The sequence below is a fragment of the Micromonospora echinaurantiaca genome, from assembly GCF_900090235.1.
Classification (GTDB): domain Bacteria; phylum Actinomycetota; class Actinomycetes; order Mycobacteriales; family Micromonosporaceae; genus Micromonospora; species Micromonospora echinaurantiaca.
The window spans coordinates 1,829,928-1,845,638 of the sequence record NZ_LT607750.1; the positions used below are offsets into that span (position 1 = coordinate 1,829,928).

General features: G+C 72.2%; 14 protein-coding genes. 8 read left to right on the top strand and 6 right to left on the bottom strand.

The window, feature by feature from the left end:
- Nucleotides 1-19: 19 nt before the first annotated feature.
- Together GA0070609_RS08370 and GA0070609_RS08375 are read left to right on the top strand one after the other, a co-directional pair.
- Complete coding sequence (locus GA0070609_RS08370; protein WP_088993284.1) at nucleotides 20-1,603, top strand: DHA2 family efflux MFS transporter permease subunit; 1,584 nt, start codon at nucleotides 20-22, stop codon at nucleotides 1,601-1,603.
- 241 nt (nucleotides 1,604-1,844) lie between these two features.
- Nucleotides 1,845-2,147, top strand: a complete 303-nt coding sequence (locus GA0070609_RS08375) for a GNAT family N-acetyltransferase (protein ID WP_088993285.1) — start codon at nucleotides 1,845-1,847, stop codon at nucleotides 2,145-2,147.
- 32 nt (nucleotides 2,148-2,179) lie between these two features.
- On the opposite strand, the gene GA0070609_RS08380 is transcribed toward GA0070609_RS08375, so the two are convergent.
- From GA0070609_RS08380 to GA0070609_RS08400, 5 genes are all read right to left on the bottom strand, one after another.
- On the bottom strand, nucleotides 2,180-2,791 hold the full coding sequence (locus tag GA0070609_RS08380; RefSeq protein WP_088993286.1) for a maleylpyruvate isomerase N-terminal domain-containing protein: 612 nt from the start codon (nucleotides 2,789-2,791) through the stop codon (nucleotides 2,180-2,182).
- A gap of 153 nt (nucleotides 2,792-2,944) precedes the next feature.
- On the bottom strand, nucleotides 2,945-3,961 hold the full coding sequence (locus GA0070609_RS08385) for a zinc-binding dehydrogenase (RefSeq protein ID WP_088993287.1): 1,017 nt from the start codon (nucleotides 3,959-3,961) through the stop codon (nucleotides 2,945-2,947).
- A gap of 47 nt (nucleotides 3,962-4,008) precedes the next feature.
- Nucleotides 4,009-4,368 (bottom strand): MerR family transcriptional regulator, encoded by a 360-nt coding sequence (locus GA0070609_RS08390; protein ID WP_088993288.1) that lies wholly within the window; start codon nucleotides 4,366-4,368, stop codon nucleotides 4,009-4,011.
- 190 nt (nucleotides 4,369-4,558) lie between these two features.
- The gene (locus GA0070609_RS08395; RefSeq protein ID WP_088993289.1) at nucleotides 4,559-6,820 is read right to left on the bottom strand and encodes a catalase; all 2,262 of its coding nucleotides are present in this window, start codon (nucleotides 6,818-6,820) and stop codon (nucleotides 4,559-4,561) included.
- Nucleotides 6,821-7,098: 278 nt separating this feature from the next.
- Nucleotides 7,099-8,364 carry an MFS transporter gene (locus GA0070609_RS08400; protein WP_088993290.1) on the bottom strand — a complete coding sequence of 422 codons (1,266 nt, stop codon included), beginning with the start codon at nucleotides 8,362-8,364 and terminating at the stop codon, nucleotides 7,099-7,101.
- A 413-nt stretch (nucleotides 8,365-8,777) separates the two neighbouring features.
- On the opposite strand from GA0070609_RS08400, the gene GA0070609_RS08405 reads away from it, so the two are divergent.
- Nucleotides 8,778-9,587, top strand: coding sequence for an IclR family transcriptional regulator domain-containing protein (locus GA0070609_RS08405; RefSeq protein WP_088997579.1), 810 nt, complete (start codon nucleotides 8,778-8,780; stop codon nucleotides 9,585-9,587).
- A 42-nt stretch (nucleotides 9,588-9,629) separates the two neighbouring features.
- Here GA0070609_RS08405 and GA0070609_RS08410 read toward each other — a convergent pair whose 3' ends face one another.
- Nucleotides 9,630-11,102, bottom strand: a complete 1,473-nt coding sequence (locus GA0070609_RS08410; RefSeq protein ID WP_088993291.1) for an amidohydrolase family protein — start codon at nucleotides 11,100-11,102, stop codon at nucleotides 9,630-9,632.
- 310 nt (nucleotides 11,103-11,412) lie between these two features.
- Between GA0070609_RS08410 and GA0070609_RS08415 the strand changes: the two genes are divergently transcribed.
- Genes GA0070609_RS08415 through GA0070609_RS08435 form a run of 5 tightly spaced genes read left to right on the top strand, consistent with a single transcriptional unit; the run spans nucleotide 11,413 to nucleotide 15,578 of the window.
- On the top strand, nucleotides 11,413-12,552 hold the full coding sequence (locus tag GA0070609_RS08415) for a CaiB/BaiF CoA transferase family protein (protein ID WP_088993292.1): 1,140 nt from the start codon (nucleotides 11,413-11,415) through the stop codon (nucleotides 12,550-12,552).
- Entirely contained in the window at nucleotides 12,549-13,334 is a 786-nt protein-coding gene (locus tag GA0070609_RS08420; RefSeq protein WP_088993293.1) for a citryl-CoA lyase, read from the top strand. Before GA0070609_RS08415 ends, GA0070609_RS08420 begins: the two co-directional genes overlap by 4 nt.
- Nucleotides 13,335-13,345: 11 nt before the next feature.
- Nucleotides 13,346-14,212, top strand: coding sequence for a DODA-type extradiol aromatic ring-opening family dioxygenase (locus GA0070609_RS08425; protein ID WP_088993294.1), 867 nt, complete (start codon nucleotides 13,346-13,348; stop codon nucleotides 14,210-14,212).
- The gene (locus GA0070609_RS08430; RefSeq protein ID WP_088993295.1) at nucleotides 14,209-14,571 is read left to right on the top strand and encodes a hypothetical protein; all 363 of its coding nucleotides are present in this window, start codon (nucleotides 14,209-14,211) and stop codon (nucleotides 14,569-14,571) included. Before GA0070609_RS08425 ends, GA0070609_RS08430 begins: the two co-directional genes overlap by 4 nt.
- Nucleotides 14,571-15,578, top strand: coding sequence for a quinone oxidoreductase family protein (locus GA0070609_RS08435; protein WP_088993296.1), 1,008 nt, complete (start codon nucleotides 14,571-14,573; stop codon nucleotides 15,576-15,578). The genes GA0070609_RS08430 and GA0070609_RS08435 overlap by 1 nt, the downstream gene beginning before the upstream one ends.
- The last annotated feature ends 133 nt before the right edge of the window (nucleotides 15,579-15,711 follow it).

Sequence of the window (15,711 nt, forward strand, 5' to 3'; positions counted from 1 at the left end):
CGGGGATTCAGGAGACTTCGTGACACAGCAACCCATCGCGACCGCGGACAAGCTCGACGCCGCGGTTCTCAAGGTGGCCGGCGTGGTCGTGCTCGGCGCGATCATGTCGATCCTCGACGTGACGGTCGTCAGCGTCGCCCTGCCGACCTTCCAGCGCGAGTTCGACGCGACCTACGCCGAGGTCGCCTGGACGATGACCGCCTACACCCTCGCCCTGGCCACGGTGATCCCGCTCAGCGGCTGGGCCGCCGACCGCTTCGGCACCAAGCGGCTCTACATGATCGCGTTGGCGCTGTTCACGATCGGGTCGGGGCTGTGCGCCACCGCCGACACGATCGGCGAGCTGATCGGCTACCGCGTGCTCCAGGGCCTCGGTGGCGGCATGCTGATGCCGCTGGGCATGACGATCATGACCCGGGCGGCCGGACCGCACCGGATCGGCCGGCTGATGGCCGTCCTCGGCATCCCGATGCTGCTCGGCCCGATCGGCGGCCCGATCCTCGGCGGCTGGCTCATCGACACGGCGAGCTGGCACTGGATTTTCCTGATCAACCTGCCGATCGGCGTCATCGGCCTGATCTACGCCCAGCTGGCGCTGCCGAAGGACGCCCCCGAGCCGTCCGAGTCGTTCGACTTCGTCGGCATGCTGATGCTCTCGCCGGGTCTCGCGCTGTTCCTCTACGGCGTCTCCACGCTGCCCGAGGCCGGCACCTTCGCCGACACCGAGGTGTGGGCGCCCATGCTGGTCGGCGGTGCGCTCGTCATCGCGTTCGTGCGCTACTCGTTCAAGCCCAAGCACCCGCTGCTCGACCTGCGGCTGTTCACCAACCGCAACCTGACCGTCGCGACGGTGGCGCTGTTCGTGTTCATCATCGCGTTCATGGGCGCCGGCCTGCTGTTCCCGAGCTACTTCCTGCAGATCCGCGGCGAGTCGACCCTGGCCGCCGGCCTGCTGATGGCGCCGCAGGGCATCGGCGCGATGGTGACGATGCCGATCGCCGGCACGCTGGCCGACCGGGTGCCCGTCGGGCGGACGGTGCCGTTCGCGCTCGCGCTCATCGCCGCCGGGTTCTTCACCTTCACCCAGGTCGACCCGCACACCTCGTACTGGCTGCTCTGCGGGTCGCTGTTCGTGATGGGCCTGGGCATGGGCGGCACGATGATGCCGATCATGACCTCGGCGTTGAAGACCCTGCACGCCAGCGAGGTGGCCCGCGGTTCCACCCTGGTCAACATCCTGCAGCAGATCGGCGGGTCGGTTGGCGCCGCGGTGATGTCGGTGATCCTCACCAACGAGCTGAACGGCTCCCGGGTGATCCCGGGCGCCACCGGCCCGGACGGCGAGCCGCTGACCGAGGCGGGCCTCGCCATCGGCGTCCAGCAGCAGCCGGAGCTGGCCCAGCAGTTCCCGGTCGACCCGTCGCTGATCGAGCGTGGTCTCGACTTCGCCGCCAGTTCCTTCGCCACCACCTTCGCCGTCGCGTTCGCGCTGGTGCTGCTCACCTTCGGCGCGGTCGCGTTCCTGCCGCGCCGGCGGGAGCCGTCGCAGCTGCTCGACGGGGGCCAGGGCGACGAGGCGAAGACGCCGGTCATCATCCACTGACCCACGGTCGGGCCGTCGGGGCGCGTCCCCGGCGGCCCGACCGGGTCGGCGGACGGCGTGCGAGTCGGTCGACCGCGGGCTGGCGGCGTGCGAGTCGGTCGACCGCGGGCGGACGGCTTCCGAGGGGATCGACCGCGAGGCCACGGCGGAAAGCGTCGAGCCGGGCCGAGCCGGGCCGGGGCGCCTGCCGACGGCCACCACGTCGAACGCCCGCCCGGGGCGGCCGTGGTTGGATGGCGACATGCAGTTCACCGTGACAGACGTGCCGGAGCGGGAGCGTTTCGAGGCCCGGGACGAGGCCGGGGCGCTGGCCGGCGTGGTCACCTACCAGTTGACCGGCGCCATCATCGCCTACACGCACACCGAGGTCGAGGCGGCGTTCGAGGGCCAGGGGGTCGGATCGACCCTGGCCCGCGCGGTGATGGAGGACGCCCGGGCCAAGGGCCGGACAGTGGTGCCGATCTGCCCGTTCCTCAGCGGATGGCTGGGCAAGCACCCCGAGTACGACAGTGTCGTGGCCCGGTCGACCCGCAAGGTGAAGTAACCCCGGCGACCGGGCCCGCCGGGGCCCCTGGCTCAGAGCACTGAGAAACCCGCCGGTAGGCCCGCCCGGCCGGTGGCGGCGAGCAGCATTGGCCCGGCCACGCCGTCGCCGACGGCGAGGTCGGCGACCACCCGCAGCGCCTGCGCCGCGGCGGTCGCCGGGACGTCCACCGGTACCCCGAGCGCGGTGGCGAGGTCGGCGGTGTGCACGGCCAGCTCGAACGTCCGGGTGGGCAGGTAGTCGGCGAGCCGCATGCCACCCGCGATCGTCGTGACGAGCGCGTCGCCGTCCTGCGTCTCGACGAGCGCGAGCACCCGTACGGCGATCTCCGCCACGGCGGTCGCGGGATCCGCGCCCAGCGCCGCCCCGGCGGCCCGCCCGCGCTCGGCGACCCCCGGACCGGCGGCCACGGCTCGCGTCGCCCGGTAGTAGTCGGCGGCGGAGCCGACCCTGACGGCGGCGGCGGGACGGGTCAGGTACTCCTCGACCGTGAGCAGCGAACGGCTGGTGTGGCCGACCAGGGCGCGGACGTCCCATTCACCCAGGCCGGGCCGGTCCCACCGGTCGCCGACGGCGGCGGCGGTGCGGACGAACCATCCGACGGCGTCGGCGTAGGCCCGACGCGAATCGTCCCACGAGCGCATGCCCGCACCCTAGCGGTACGAGGGCAGGGCGTTCACCACGCCCGCGCGGTCGCCGGGCTGGCGGTCGACCGCCTGTCGCTCGCGGGGTCGGTGGTGGACCGCGCGGCCGACCTGCGGGGGCAGCGGGGGCATCGTGGTGAGCCACAGGGGTTCCTAGCGCCAGGGGTCGAGGGCGTGCTTGCCACGGGTCTGACCGGCTGCGAGTCGCTGCAGCACCGCCGGCCCCTCGGCCAGCGGATGAACCTGAGGGTTACCTGGCGGGTACACACCTTGGGCGATGAGTGCCTCGATCTCGGCGAGCAATCCCCGGTAGATGGACGGGGCCACGGCCGCCAGGGCGCCGATGTGCAGGCCCTTGACCTGGACCTGGTGGGTGAATACCAGGTCGTGCGTGCTGAGGCTGGCGTCGCCGGAAGCGGCACCGAACACGACGACGCGTCCGGTGAAGGGTCTGGTGACCGACAGGCTGGCCTTGAACGTGGCGCGTCCCACCGACTCCAGGACCAGGTCCACACCGCCGGTCAGGCGGGTGATCTCCTCGGCCAGCTCGGGGCGGCGGCTGTCCAGGACCTCGTCGGCGCCGAGCGCCTTGACCGCGGCGTGCTTGTCCGGTGACGCCGTGGCGATCACCCGCGCGCCGTAGTGGCGGGCGAGGCGGACAGCGGCCTGCCCCACGCCTCCGGCCGCGGCATGAACGAGCACCACCTCACCCGTCTTGATCTCGCCCAGTGGCTTCAGTGCCGCCAACGCGGTTGCCCAGTTCAGCACCAGGCCGAGAGCTTCGGCGTCGCTCCAGCCGGAGGGGACGGGAAGGGCACCCGCGGCCGGCATCGTCATGTACTGCGCGAAGGCACCCGGTCCGGTGCCGACGACGCGGGTGCCAAGGGGGAGCGGGCGCGCAATGTCCGGGCCGACGCCCACGATCTCGCCGGCGGCTTCGAAGCCCGCCACGTAGGGCGCCGCAGGGCCTCCTGCATAGGTGCCGCAGCTCTGCATGACGTCCGCGAAGTTGACCCCGGCGGCGCCCACGCGGATCAGGTACTCGCCGGGTCCGGGGACGGGACGACGCTGATCCGTCGTGAGGGTCAGATCCCTCGGCCCCCGACGCGACCGCTGGATGAGTGCCCGTACCGTCTGCCCGTCGGCCTTCCGCTGCTCGTCGATCTCCATGCGTCGGACCGTAGAAGCCTCACACTGACGTCAAGGTCAAGTCGCTGTCATCGGTCCGCCCGGCGAGCGTCGCGCAGGTAACTGTCGAGAGCCGCCTGCTGATCGCTAAGACTGGCGATGCGTGCGGCAAGCCGATCGCGATACCGCTGCACCTCCCGCAGGAACTCCGCACCCACCGCACCCACGTCGGGTTCGGCAGCGAGATGGGGCAGGGCATCCCTGATCAACCGCACCGGCAGCCCGGACTCCAGCAGTGAGCGGATGACGCGGACCCGGTCGATGGTGGATCGGCAGTAGTCACGGTACCCGTTGCCGCACCGACCAGGGACGATCAGGCCCTCGTCCTCGTAGTACCGCAACGACCTGGGACTCACACCGCTGGCTCGGGAGGCTTCGCTGATCCTCATGCCCGGAACCAACGTTCGCGCGGTCCGCGGGCTTCCGGTCTCGGCGTCGCGACGAACCGAAGATCTCGCTCAGGTGTCCACGATTTCCTGTCCCGCAACACCTGACCACCGGGTGTGCCGCGACTAGCCGCACACCCGGGCGTACGCCGAGGGCCTGTTCCGCCGGGCGGAGCAGGCCCTCGACTGGACGTCAGGCGACCGAGGCGGGGAAGCGTTCCCACACCCGGTGGGCGGCCATCAGCCGTTGCACCGCGGTGAGCACGTCCAGCCCGGAGCCGCCGCTGACGACGCCGGGCGTGCCGGCGACTCCCGCCTGCTCCAGCACACCGACACCGTTGGCCCAGGCGCCGATCGCCTTCGCGTGCCGCCAGCACTCCTCGACCAGCAACGACACCCGCGGGTCCACGGTGACCGGGGCCGCCGCCCCGGCCTTGGCGTCGCGGGCCGGCAGCGCGTCGGGGGCGGGAGCGGGCGCGCCGGCCAGCAGAAGCACGTCGAACTCGACCGACCGCGCGGTGGCGAAGGTCCGCTGCACCAGCAGGCCGTCCACCGTGCCGCCGTGCGGAGCGATCAGCAGCGGCACCATGCCGGCGGCGAAGACCGCGCGCCGCACCTGGCCCACACCGTCCAGGCCGGCGGCCGGGTCCACCACGATCCCCACCATCCGCCCGTCGGCCGGCCATTCCCGACCCACCTGCGACAGCGCGGGGCTGGGCGCGACGTCGGCGAGCGGCACGGTGGGCTCCGGCGCGGGCAGGCCCAGCCCGGTGGCCACCTCCGCGCAGAGCACCGGGTCGATGTTCGCCAGGCACCGCAGCTGGCGCTCCCTGATCGCCTGGTGGTAGCACTTGCCGAGCTCGAAGGTGTAGGCGCGGATGATGTGCTCCTTCTCCACCGGCGACATGCTCAGCCAGAACAGCCGGGCCTGGCTGAAGTGGTCGTCGAACGAGACCGGGTTGGCCCGCACCTTGGGCGCCTCGGCGACCGTCACCGGCACGTCGACGAACGCGCCGTCGGCGTCGCCGGCGGGGAACGGGTTGCCGCCGTCGAGCGAGTTCGGCCGGTACGGCGCCACCCCCGCGTGGACGGCGTGCTGGTGGAAGCCGTCGCGCAGCATGTCGTTGACCGGAGCGTGCGGGCGGTTGACCGGGATCTGCGCGAAGTTCGGCCCGCCCAACCGGGTGAGCTGCGTGTCGACGTACGAGAAGAGCCGTCCCTGCAACAGCGGGTCGTTCGTGACGTCGATCCCCGGCGGCAGGTGGCCGGGGTGGAAGGCGACCTGCTCGACCTCGGCGAAGAAGTTCGTCGGCGTCCGGTTGAGGGTCAGCCGGCCGACCGGCTGCACCGGCGCCAGCTCCTCCGGCACGATCTTCGTCGGGTCGAGCAGGTCGATCCCGGCAAAGGTCTCCTCGGGGGTGTCGGGAAGGACCTGGAGGCCGAGCTCCCACTCCGGGAACGCGCCGGCCTCGATCGCGTCGTACAGGTCCCGGCGGTGGAAGTCCGGGTCCATGCCGCCGAGCATCTGCGTCTCCTCCCAGGTCAGGGAGTGCACGCCGAGCTTCGGCTTCCAGTGGAACTTGACCAGCGCGGTTTCGCCGGCGGCGTTGACCAGCCGGAAGGTGTGGACGCCGAAGCCCTCCATCATCCGGTACGAGCGGGGGATGCCCCGGTCGGACATGTTCCACATCGTGTGGTGCTGCGCCTCGGTGTGCAGCGAGACGAAGTCCCAGAAGGTGTCGTGCGCGCTCTGCGCCTGCGGGATCTCCCGGTCCGGATGCGGTTTGCCGGCGTGGATGATGTCCGGGAACTTGATCGCGTCCTGGATGAAGAAGACCGGGATGTTGTTGGCGACGAGGTCGAAGGTGCCCTCGTCGGTGTAGAACTTGGTCGCGAAGCCGCGGGTGTCCCGGACCGTGTCGGCCGAGCCGCGCGAACCGAGCACGGTGGAGAACCGCACGAAGACCGGCGTCTCCCGGCCCTTGGCCAGGAAGCCCGCCCTGGTGACCCGCTCGGCGGTGCCGTAGCCGACGAACACGCCGTGCGCGCCGGCACCCCGGGCGTGCACCACGCGCTCGGGGATGCGCTCGTGGTCGAAGTGAGTGATCTTCTCGCGCAGGTGGTGGTCCTGGAGCAGGACCGGACCGCGCGGGCCGGCCTTCAGCGAGTGGTCGGTGTCGCGCAGCCGGGCCCCCTGCGCGGTGGTGAGGAAGGCGCCCTGCTGCCCCTTCGCGGTGGCCGGCACGCCGGTGGCCGCGCCGGTCGGGGTGCGGGTCTCGGGGGCGCCCTGCTCCTTCTTCGGCGGCAACGGCTCGTGCGGCGTCGTCGGCTCGTCCACCGTGGGCGGTGCGCTGCCCGGCACGCCGGGCACCTCGGGGTTCAGGACGTCGCCCACCTTCTCGGCGGCGGCTTCGACGACGTCCTTGACGGCCTGGACGGGCTTGCGGGAATCCACGGGATGAGTCCTCCACGGAACGGCTACGGGGTTCGTACGCCCTACCCCCGGCCGAACCCGCAAAACGCCTGCGACGCCGGGCGCCGGTGTGATCCGGTCGAGGGCGGCCGGCGCCGACCGTCATCACCGCGGCCCCGGCCAGCCGGTGCCGCAGCAGCGCGGCTGCGATCGCGCCCGGGGCGACCACGGCGGCGGGGCGCGGTGGTTCGGCCGCCGTGGTCGTCGCCGTCGGGTGACGATCACGGCGGCCCGCGTCCGTTGGCCGCGCCCCGGCGGGACTACTTCGCGGTGCGCCGGGGGACGACCATCCTGGCGGTGTCGACCAGGGCGAGTCCGACCAGGCCGAGCGCCGGCAGCACGGTCAGCTGCCACAGTCCGGCGCCGGTCCAGCCGAGTCCGGCGACCAGCCGGGCGAAGAGCAGCCCGGAGAAGGCGGCGGCCACGTAGTAGGAGAGCATGAACAGGCCCGCGCCCCGCCCGACGTGTTCGGGACGCACCGCCCGCTGCATGGCGGTGGTGCAGTTGGTGAAGAGGAAGCCGCTGGCGAACGTGCCCATCAGGAAGGCGAGCGCGTACTGGGCCGGCGCCGAGGTCGCCACCTGGTAGGTGAAGAACGCGACGACCGACGTGGCGACGAAGGCGACGGCGAGCAGGTTGCGCTGGCTGACCCGGTCACCCAGCCAGCCGGCGGGCAGCGCCATCATCGCGCCGAAGCCGGAGAAGGACACGGCCAGGGCGGCCTGGCCGGCGCTGAACCCGAGCTCCTCGCGCAGGAACGTGGGGTAGAGGCCGAGGAAGCCGTAGAACACCAGCCCGGACACCGCGCAGGCGATGCCGAGCCCCAGGGTGTTGCGGTTGTACGGGCTCGCCGGGACGTGGTCGAAGCTGCCCGCCGTCCGAGCGGCGGCGCCGGTGACGGCCTCGGTCATCCGCTTGTCGACGGTCACGGCGATGAGCAGGCACATCAGCAGGCCGGCCGCCGCGAAGACGAAGAACGGCCCGCGCCAGTCGCCCCACGCGGTGGCGATCTGCGTGCCGAGCAGCGGGCCGAGGAAGATGCCGGCGCCGAACGCGACCCCGACGACGCCGGCGGCGACGGCGCGGCGGTGGAAGAAGAAGGCGCCGATCACGGCGTAGAGCGCGGTGGCCTGCACGCCCTCGCCGACGCCGGAGATCAGCCGGTACGCGCTCATGTCGGCGAAGCCGGCGGCGAGCGGGATCGCCAGCGTGCCGAGCGAGTACACCAGCACGCTGATCAGGATGATCGTCTTACGTGACAACCGGTCGACGAGGTAACCGGCCGGCAGCCCGGCCAGCGCCAGCCCGAGGGTGAAGCCGGTCGCCAGCAGGCCACCCTGCTCCAGAGAGAAGCCGAACTCCTGCCGGATCTCCGGCAGCAGCGGGTAGAAGATCTGCCGATCCATCGCGTTGAGCAGGTACGAGGCGCAGAGCACCGCGAAGCCGACGGCGACCGCGACCGGGGTCATCGTGGCGGTGGGTCGGGCGACCGGGGGCTCGGTCGGTTCCTGGAGTGTCTCAGTCATGTCTCCCCTTCCGGGTCGCGGGGACTGCGCGTCGTCCCGCGGTGAGGGTTCCGGGTGGGCGTGGCCGGTGGTCCCGGTGGGCGGGTGCTCCGGGACGACCGGCCGGACCGGCGGCCCGCGGGACGGGTTGCCGGACGCCGGGTCGTGCGGTGCCGGGTGCAGCGGGTCGGCGACCCCGACCTACGTGTTGCGGACGATTGTCCGTCTAGCGGTCGGATCGTCGCTGGCGTAACGATGAGCCCTTGCCGATGCAGTGTCAAGAGGCGAATTTTGATCGTGTGGTAACGCGGATTTGACCGATGGTCCGTCATGCGGACACGGGTCCGCCCGGCTACGCTCAGGGCGACGCGGGGCCGCTCCGGCGGGCGCCGCGCCGCATCCCCGCCGTGTTCGCCGAGCAGCAGGAGCCGCAGATGCCCCGTCGTGACGACGACCCCAACTTCATCGAGGCGGTCGCCCGCGGGTTCGACGTCATCAAGGCGTTCCAGCCGCCCAAGCCGGTGATGACGCTGAGCGAGGTGGCGGCCGCGACCGGCCTGGCCCGCCCGACCGCGCGGCGGATCCTGCTGACCCTGGAGGCGTTGGGGTACGTCCGCCCGCTCACCGGCGGCTTCGCGCTGACCACCCGGGTGCTCGAACTCGGCCTGACCTACGTGCAGGCGATGGGGCTGTGGGACGTGGCCCGTCCGCACATGGAGCGGCTGGTCGCCCGCACCGGCGAGTCGTCCTCGATCGCCCAGCTGGACGGCTCCGACATCGTCTACGTCGCCCGGGTCGCGGTACCCAAGATCATCGCGCTGGCGGTGAGCATCGGCACCCGTTTTCCCGCCCCGCAGACGTCCCTCGGCAAGGTGCTGCTGGCCGGGTTGGAGCCGGACGACCTCGACCGGCGGCTGGCCGAGCCGAGCCGGTCCGGGGTGGAGCCCCGCCGGACGTTCGACCGCGCGGAGCTGGATCGGACGCTGCGGGACGTGCGGGCGAAGGGCTGGTCGTTGACCGACCAGGAACTCGCCGCCGGCATCCGCTCGGTGGCCGCGCCGCTGCGCGACGGCGCCGGCAAGGTGATCGCCGCCCTGAACGTCACGGTGCACGCCGCCGAGACCCCGGTGGAGACGCTGGCCGAGGAGTACCTGCCGCTGCTCCTGCAGACCGCGAGCGACATCAGTGCCGACTTCGCGCTCTACGACGCGATCCCGCGTGTCCCGGCGCTCTCCGCGTCCTGAGAGGTCACCGTCCGCGTTCGGGCGCCGGCCACCCCCGGCCGGTCAGTGCTTCCAGCGCGCCGCGCCGGCGTCCCACTCGGTGTACGTGTAGGGGTTCTCCTGGATCTTGGTCTCCGGGATGTCCGGGTTCATGCCCTTGAGCCACGCCTCCTCGCCCAGCTCGCCGATCAGGTAGTCGACCGTCTGCTCCACGCTGTGCCGGGCCTTGGCGAGGTCGACGCCAACCAGTCGGTGATCGTGCTTGACCACCCGCCCGTTCACCACGACGGTGTGCACGTCACCGCGTTGGGCCTGGAACGCGACGTGACCGTAGGGGTTGAGGATCGGGAACATCACCGGCGACCGGTCGTTCTTGATCAGGACGAGGTCGGCCTTCTTGCCCGGCTCCAGGCTGCCCACCACGGCGTCCAGGCCGAGTGCCCGGCTGCCGCCCCGGGTGGCCCAGTCCACCACCTGCTCGGCGCGGAGCCGGCAGTGGGTCACGGTGTCCTGGCGGGTGTGCGCCTCCAGGTGCTCGCGGGAGCGGTCGGCGCCGAGGGTGGTGCGCATCGCGGAGAACAGGTCGCCGCTCCACCAGACGCTGGTGTCCATCGACAGTGACACCGGGATGTCGTGGTGACACAGCTGCCAGGTGGGTGGATACCCCTGGCCGGCGCTCTGCTCGCTCTCGGTGGACACCGACACCGAGCCGCCGGTGGCGGCGATGCGGTGGTACGAGTCGGCGGTCAACGTGGCGGCGTGCACGTACACGGTGGACGGGGTCATGAAACCGTGCTCGTGCATCAGCCGGATGCCGTCGTCGTTGGTGGCGCCCCAGACGCCGGCGTGGGTGGTGACCGCGACGTCGAGTTCCCGGGCGACCTCGAACGCCGCCTTCTCCGGGAAGTTCGGGTCGCCGGTGACGTCGAAGGCCAGCTGGAAGCCGAGCATGTCGTCGCGGCTGTGGAAGCGGCGGCCGACGAAGTCGCGGAACTCCGGACTGGTCGCCCACTCCCACGGGCCCTGCTGGATGTTGCCGTAGGCCAGCACGAACCGGCCCGGCACCTCCCGCAGGGCGTCCACCGCGGCGTCGGCGTGCTGGGTGGTCTGCAGGCCGTGCGACCAGTCCACGGTCGTGGTGACCCCGGCGTCGATCGCCTCGATGGCGGCGAGCAGGTTGCCGGCGTACACGTCTTCGGGCCGGAAGAGCCGGCCGGACTCCAGGTAGTACCAGACGAAGTACTGGGTGAGCGTCCAGTCCGCGCCGTAGCCGCGCATCGCGGTCTGCCACATGTGCCGGTGCGTGTCGATCATGCCGGGCATGAGGATGCCGCCGGACGCGTCGATCTCGACGGCGCCCTCGGGGGCGGCCAGCCCGACGCCGATCTCGGCGATACGCTCGCCCACCACCAGGACGTCGGCGCCGGGCAGCACCCGGTGCGCGTCGTCCATGGTGAGGACCAGTGCGTCGCGGAACAGGACCGGACGGCCAGGCTCCGGGCTCGGCCCCGCCGAGCCGGGTTCGCTTGCGCTCATTGCAGTCAACTCCCCACGTCTCCGGGGCGGCGGACAGTAGTCCGTATAACGGACAGTCCCTGGGTTGGCGCAAGTCTGTTGCGCACCCAGGTGGGTGTCAAGACGTCTCCGGGGAGTTCGTGCACCATTCGTACGCCTCCCGGACGACCCGCTTCGTTACCGGGTTCTTCCGGCCGACACCCGGTTGACAGCGACTCGACGCGGCTTCGATACTCAGTCCTGCGGACGGATGTCCGCATGACGGTCAGGAGTGGATGTGGCAACGCCGGAGCGGAACGACGGCACGGACCCGGGACGAGCGAGCGGTCCGTTGGCCGGCATACTGGTCGCCGACTTCTCGCGCATCCTGGCCGGGCCGTACGCCACCATGCTCCTCGCCGACCTCGGCGCCGAGGTGGTCAAGGTGGAGAGCCCGGCCGGCGACGACACCCGCACCTGGATGCCGCCGGTACGCGACGACGTCTCGACGTACTACCTCGGGATCAACCGCAACAAGCGGTCGATCGCCCTGGACCTGCGCGCCCCGGACGACCTGGCGGTGGCCCAGCGGCTCGCCGCCCGGGCCGACGTGCTCATCGAGAACTTCAAGCCGGGCGGGCTGCGCCGGTTCGAGCTGGACTACGCGTCGGTGGCGGCCGGCAACCCCGGCGTCGTCTACGCCTCGATCAGCGGCTTCGGCACCGGCCCGGGCGCCGCACTGCCCGGCTACGACCTGATGGTGCAGGCCATCTCCGGCCTGATGAGCCTGACCGGGGACCCGGACGGCTCGCCCTACCGGGCCGGCATCTCGGTGTTCGACGTGATGACCGGGATGCACGCCACCATCGGCATCCTCGCCGCGCTGCACCACCGCGGCGCATCCGGCCGGGGGCAGCACGTCGAGGTGAACCTGCTGTCCTCGGCGCTGTCCGGCCTGGTCAACCACAGCAGCGCGTACGTGGCCGGGGGAGTGGTGCCCTACCGGATGGGCAACGCCCACCCGAGCCTGTTCCCGTACGAGCCGCTGCCCACCGCCGACGGCGAACTCATCGTCATCGCCGGCAACGACAGCCAGTTCGCCAAGCTGTGCGCGGTGCTCGGCGTCCCCGAACTGGTCGACGACCCGCGATTCGGGCGCAACCAGGACCGCACCGCCAACCGCGAACAGTTGCGCCCGCTGCTGGTCGACCGGCTGCGCACCCGCTCGAAGGACGACTGGTTCCGGGCGCTGATCGCCGCCGGGGTGCCGTGCGCCCCGATCAACACGATCGACGGCGGCGTGGCGCTCGCCGCCGAACTCGGCCTGGAACCGGTGGTCAGCGTCGGCGACGGCGACCGCGCCGTGCCGAGCGTGCGCAACCCGATCACCTTCTCGGCGACCCCGCCGCGCTACCAGCTACCGCCGCCGGGCCTCGACGAACACGGCGCCGAGATCCGCAAGTGGCTGTCCGAGGAGCAGGAGGACCAGTGACCACCTTCCCGACGGCGATCGGCACCTCCGACGCGGACAGCATCCGCCTGCTCGGCCAGGACCTGGCCGCCGACCTGATGGGGCAGGTCGGCTTCGGCGAGCTCGCGTTCTGGCTCGTCGCGCGGCGCCGCCCCACCCCGTCCGAGGTGCGGGTCTTCGAGGCGGTGCTGGTCGCGCTGGCCGACCACGGCTTCACCCCGACCGCCATCGCCGCCCGGCTGACGTACCTCAGCGCCCCGGAATCCCTGCAGGGGGCACTGGCTGCCGGGCTGCTCGGCGGCGGCTCCCGCTTCCTGGGCGTCACCGAGGACTGCGGGCGCTTCCTCGCCGGCACCCTGGCCGGCGTGGACGGGCCGCTGCCCACCGACGACGCCGGTTGGGACGCGCTGGCGCTGACCGCCGTCGGCGCGGCGCGTGCCGAGCGCCGGTTCGTGCCCGGCCTGGGTCACCCGGTGCACAAGGTCCAGGACCCGCGTACGCCGGTGCTCATCCGCATCGCCGACGAGGAGAAGCTGCGCGGGCCGCACCTGCGGCTGTTCGAGGCGATCGGCCGGGTCCACCCGCGGGTGCTGGGCCGTACCCTCCCGCTCAACGGCGCCGGGGTCTGCGGCGCCGCGCTCGCCGACCTGGGGCTGCCGGTCGACCTGCTACGCGGGTTCGCGCTGCTGGCCCGCGCCGCCGGCCTGCTCGGGCACCTGGCCGAGGAACGCCGCAACCCGATCGGCATGGACGTCTACCTGACCGTCGACCGCAACGCCACCAACACCCCCGATCCCGCCTGAGAGGAGCCGTCATGGCCGAACTGGCCGCGGTCATCGCCTCGACCCACCACCCCTTCTACTACCGGGCCAGCACCGCGCAGGGCGAGGACCGGCCGGCCTTCGCCGACGAGTGGGTACGCAAGATCACTGCCTTCCGCGAGACGCTGACCCGGGCCAACCCGGACGTGCTCGTCATGGTCGGCTCCGACCACTTCCACCAGCTCTGGCTGGACAACATGCCGCAGTTCCTCATCGGCAAGGCGCCGTTCTACGACGCGAACTGGTACAACGAGGAACGCGAGTTCGGCCTGCCCCGGATGCTGCTCAAGGGCCAGGAGGACCTGTCCGGCTACCTGCTGCGGGAGGGCCTCGACGCCGGCTTCGACCTGGCGTTCAGCAACGAGCTGCGGATCGACCACAGCATCACCTGCCCGATCATCACCCTGCGGCCGGAGGCCGACCTGCCGATCGTGCCGGTGTACACCAACATCTTTGCCCCGCCGCTGCCGCAGCCGAAGCGCTTCGTGCAGCTGGGCAGGACGATCCGGGAGCTGATCGAGTCCTGGCCGAGCGACCAGCGGGTCGCGGTCATCGGCACCGGGCACCTGTCGCTGGAACTGGGCGGGCCACGCCAGTTCGGCGAGCACGGCCCGGACCCGGAGTTCGACCGCAGGGCGGTGGAGTGGATCGCCAGCGGCGACCTGGAGGGCTGCCTGTCCGAGGTCACCCTGGACAGCCTGCACGCCCCCGGCAACGCCACCCACGGCTTCATGGACTTCATGCTGATGATGGGCGTCGCGGGCGAGGGCGCGAAGGCCGACTACGTGGACACCCTCGACCTGTTCCACACCATGGAGGCCTACTTCACCTGGTACCCGAAGGGAGCGCCGGCGGCATGAGCAAGTACCTGCTGAACAAGTTCCTCTACACCGTCGACCGCGACCCCGAGCTGGTGGAGCGCTACCGCGACGACCCGCAAGGCACGGTGACCTGGTGGGAGGCCGAGCGGGCCAACCAGATCCTCAACTGCCACGTCCCCGAGGCCAGCACCTGGCTGCGCTTCACCGACGAGGAACGCGAGGCGCTCACCGGGCACGACTACGTGCGGCTGTTCGCCCTGGGCGCGCACCCGTTCCTGACGCTGACCCTGTTCATCGCCATGTTCGAACGCGACCACGCCGAACCGCTGAGCTTCCAGAAGGAGTACGCGCGGCGGCTCGCGCACTTCTCGCTGCCCTACCCGGACATCGCCACCTGATGCGCGCCGCGGTCATCACCGAGTGCGGCCGACCGCCCGTCGTGGTACGCCGGGAACCGCCCCGGCCGGCCGACGGGCAGCTGCGGGTGGCGGTCGCCGCAGCGCCCATCACCCCGCTCGACGTGCTGTGCGGGACCGGCACCTCGTACTTCGGGGCGCCGGCCGTGCCGTACGTGCCCGGCGTGCAGGGGGTGGGCCGGCTGGACGACGGCACCCCGGTCTGGTTCTCCACCACCGCCGGGATGCGTCCCGGCGACGGCAGCATGGCCGACTACTGCGTCGTCCCGGCGGCCGACGTGGTGCCGCTGCCCGACGACGTCGACCACACGCTCGTCGCCGCCCTCGGCCTCTCGGCGGTCGCCGCCTGGATGGCGCTGACCTGGCGGGGTGAGCTGCGTCCGGGCGAGCAGGTGCTGGTGCTCGGCGCCGGAGGCGTGGTCGGGCAGGTCGCCCTGCAGGTGGCGCGGCTGCACGGCGCCCGCCGCGTCGTCGCCGCCTGCCGCTCCGCCGCCGCCCAGGAACGGGCCCGCCGGCTGGGCGCGGACGCCGTGGTCGCGCTCGGCGCGGGCGACGACGTGGCGTCGCTCGCGGCGCGGCTCACCGAGGCGTGCGACGGGCCGGTGGACGTCGTGCTCGACCCGCTGTTCGGGGTGCCGGCCGCCGCGGCACTGCGTACCCTCGCCGCCCACGGCCGGCTGGTCAACCTGGGCAGCTCGGCGGGGGAGCGGGCCCCGTTCGACTCGGCGACCCTGCGCAGCCGGTCGCTGCGGATCCTCGGCTACACCAACAACGAGCTGACCAGCGAGCAGAAGGCAGGGGCACTGCAAACGGTCGCCGACCACGCCGCCGCCGGCCGACTGGTCCTCGACTACACGACCAGCCCGCTCGCCGAGGCGGCCGAGGCCTGGACGCGGCAGGCCGGCGGGCACGCCACCCGCCGCATCGTGCTGACCGCCGACGGAGAGCCGGGCCGCTCCCTGACGGCTGCGCCGGGCCGCGACACCTGATGTCCGCGCACCTCGCGGCACTTCCGGGGCACCCCGGCGCGGATCGACCTGCCTGCGGCGCCGGATGCCTCGGCGTCACGACGATGACGCCGAGGCATCGTCTCCGCACGCCGGGGTGGCAGTGGTCGACCCC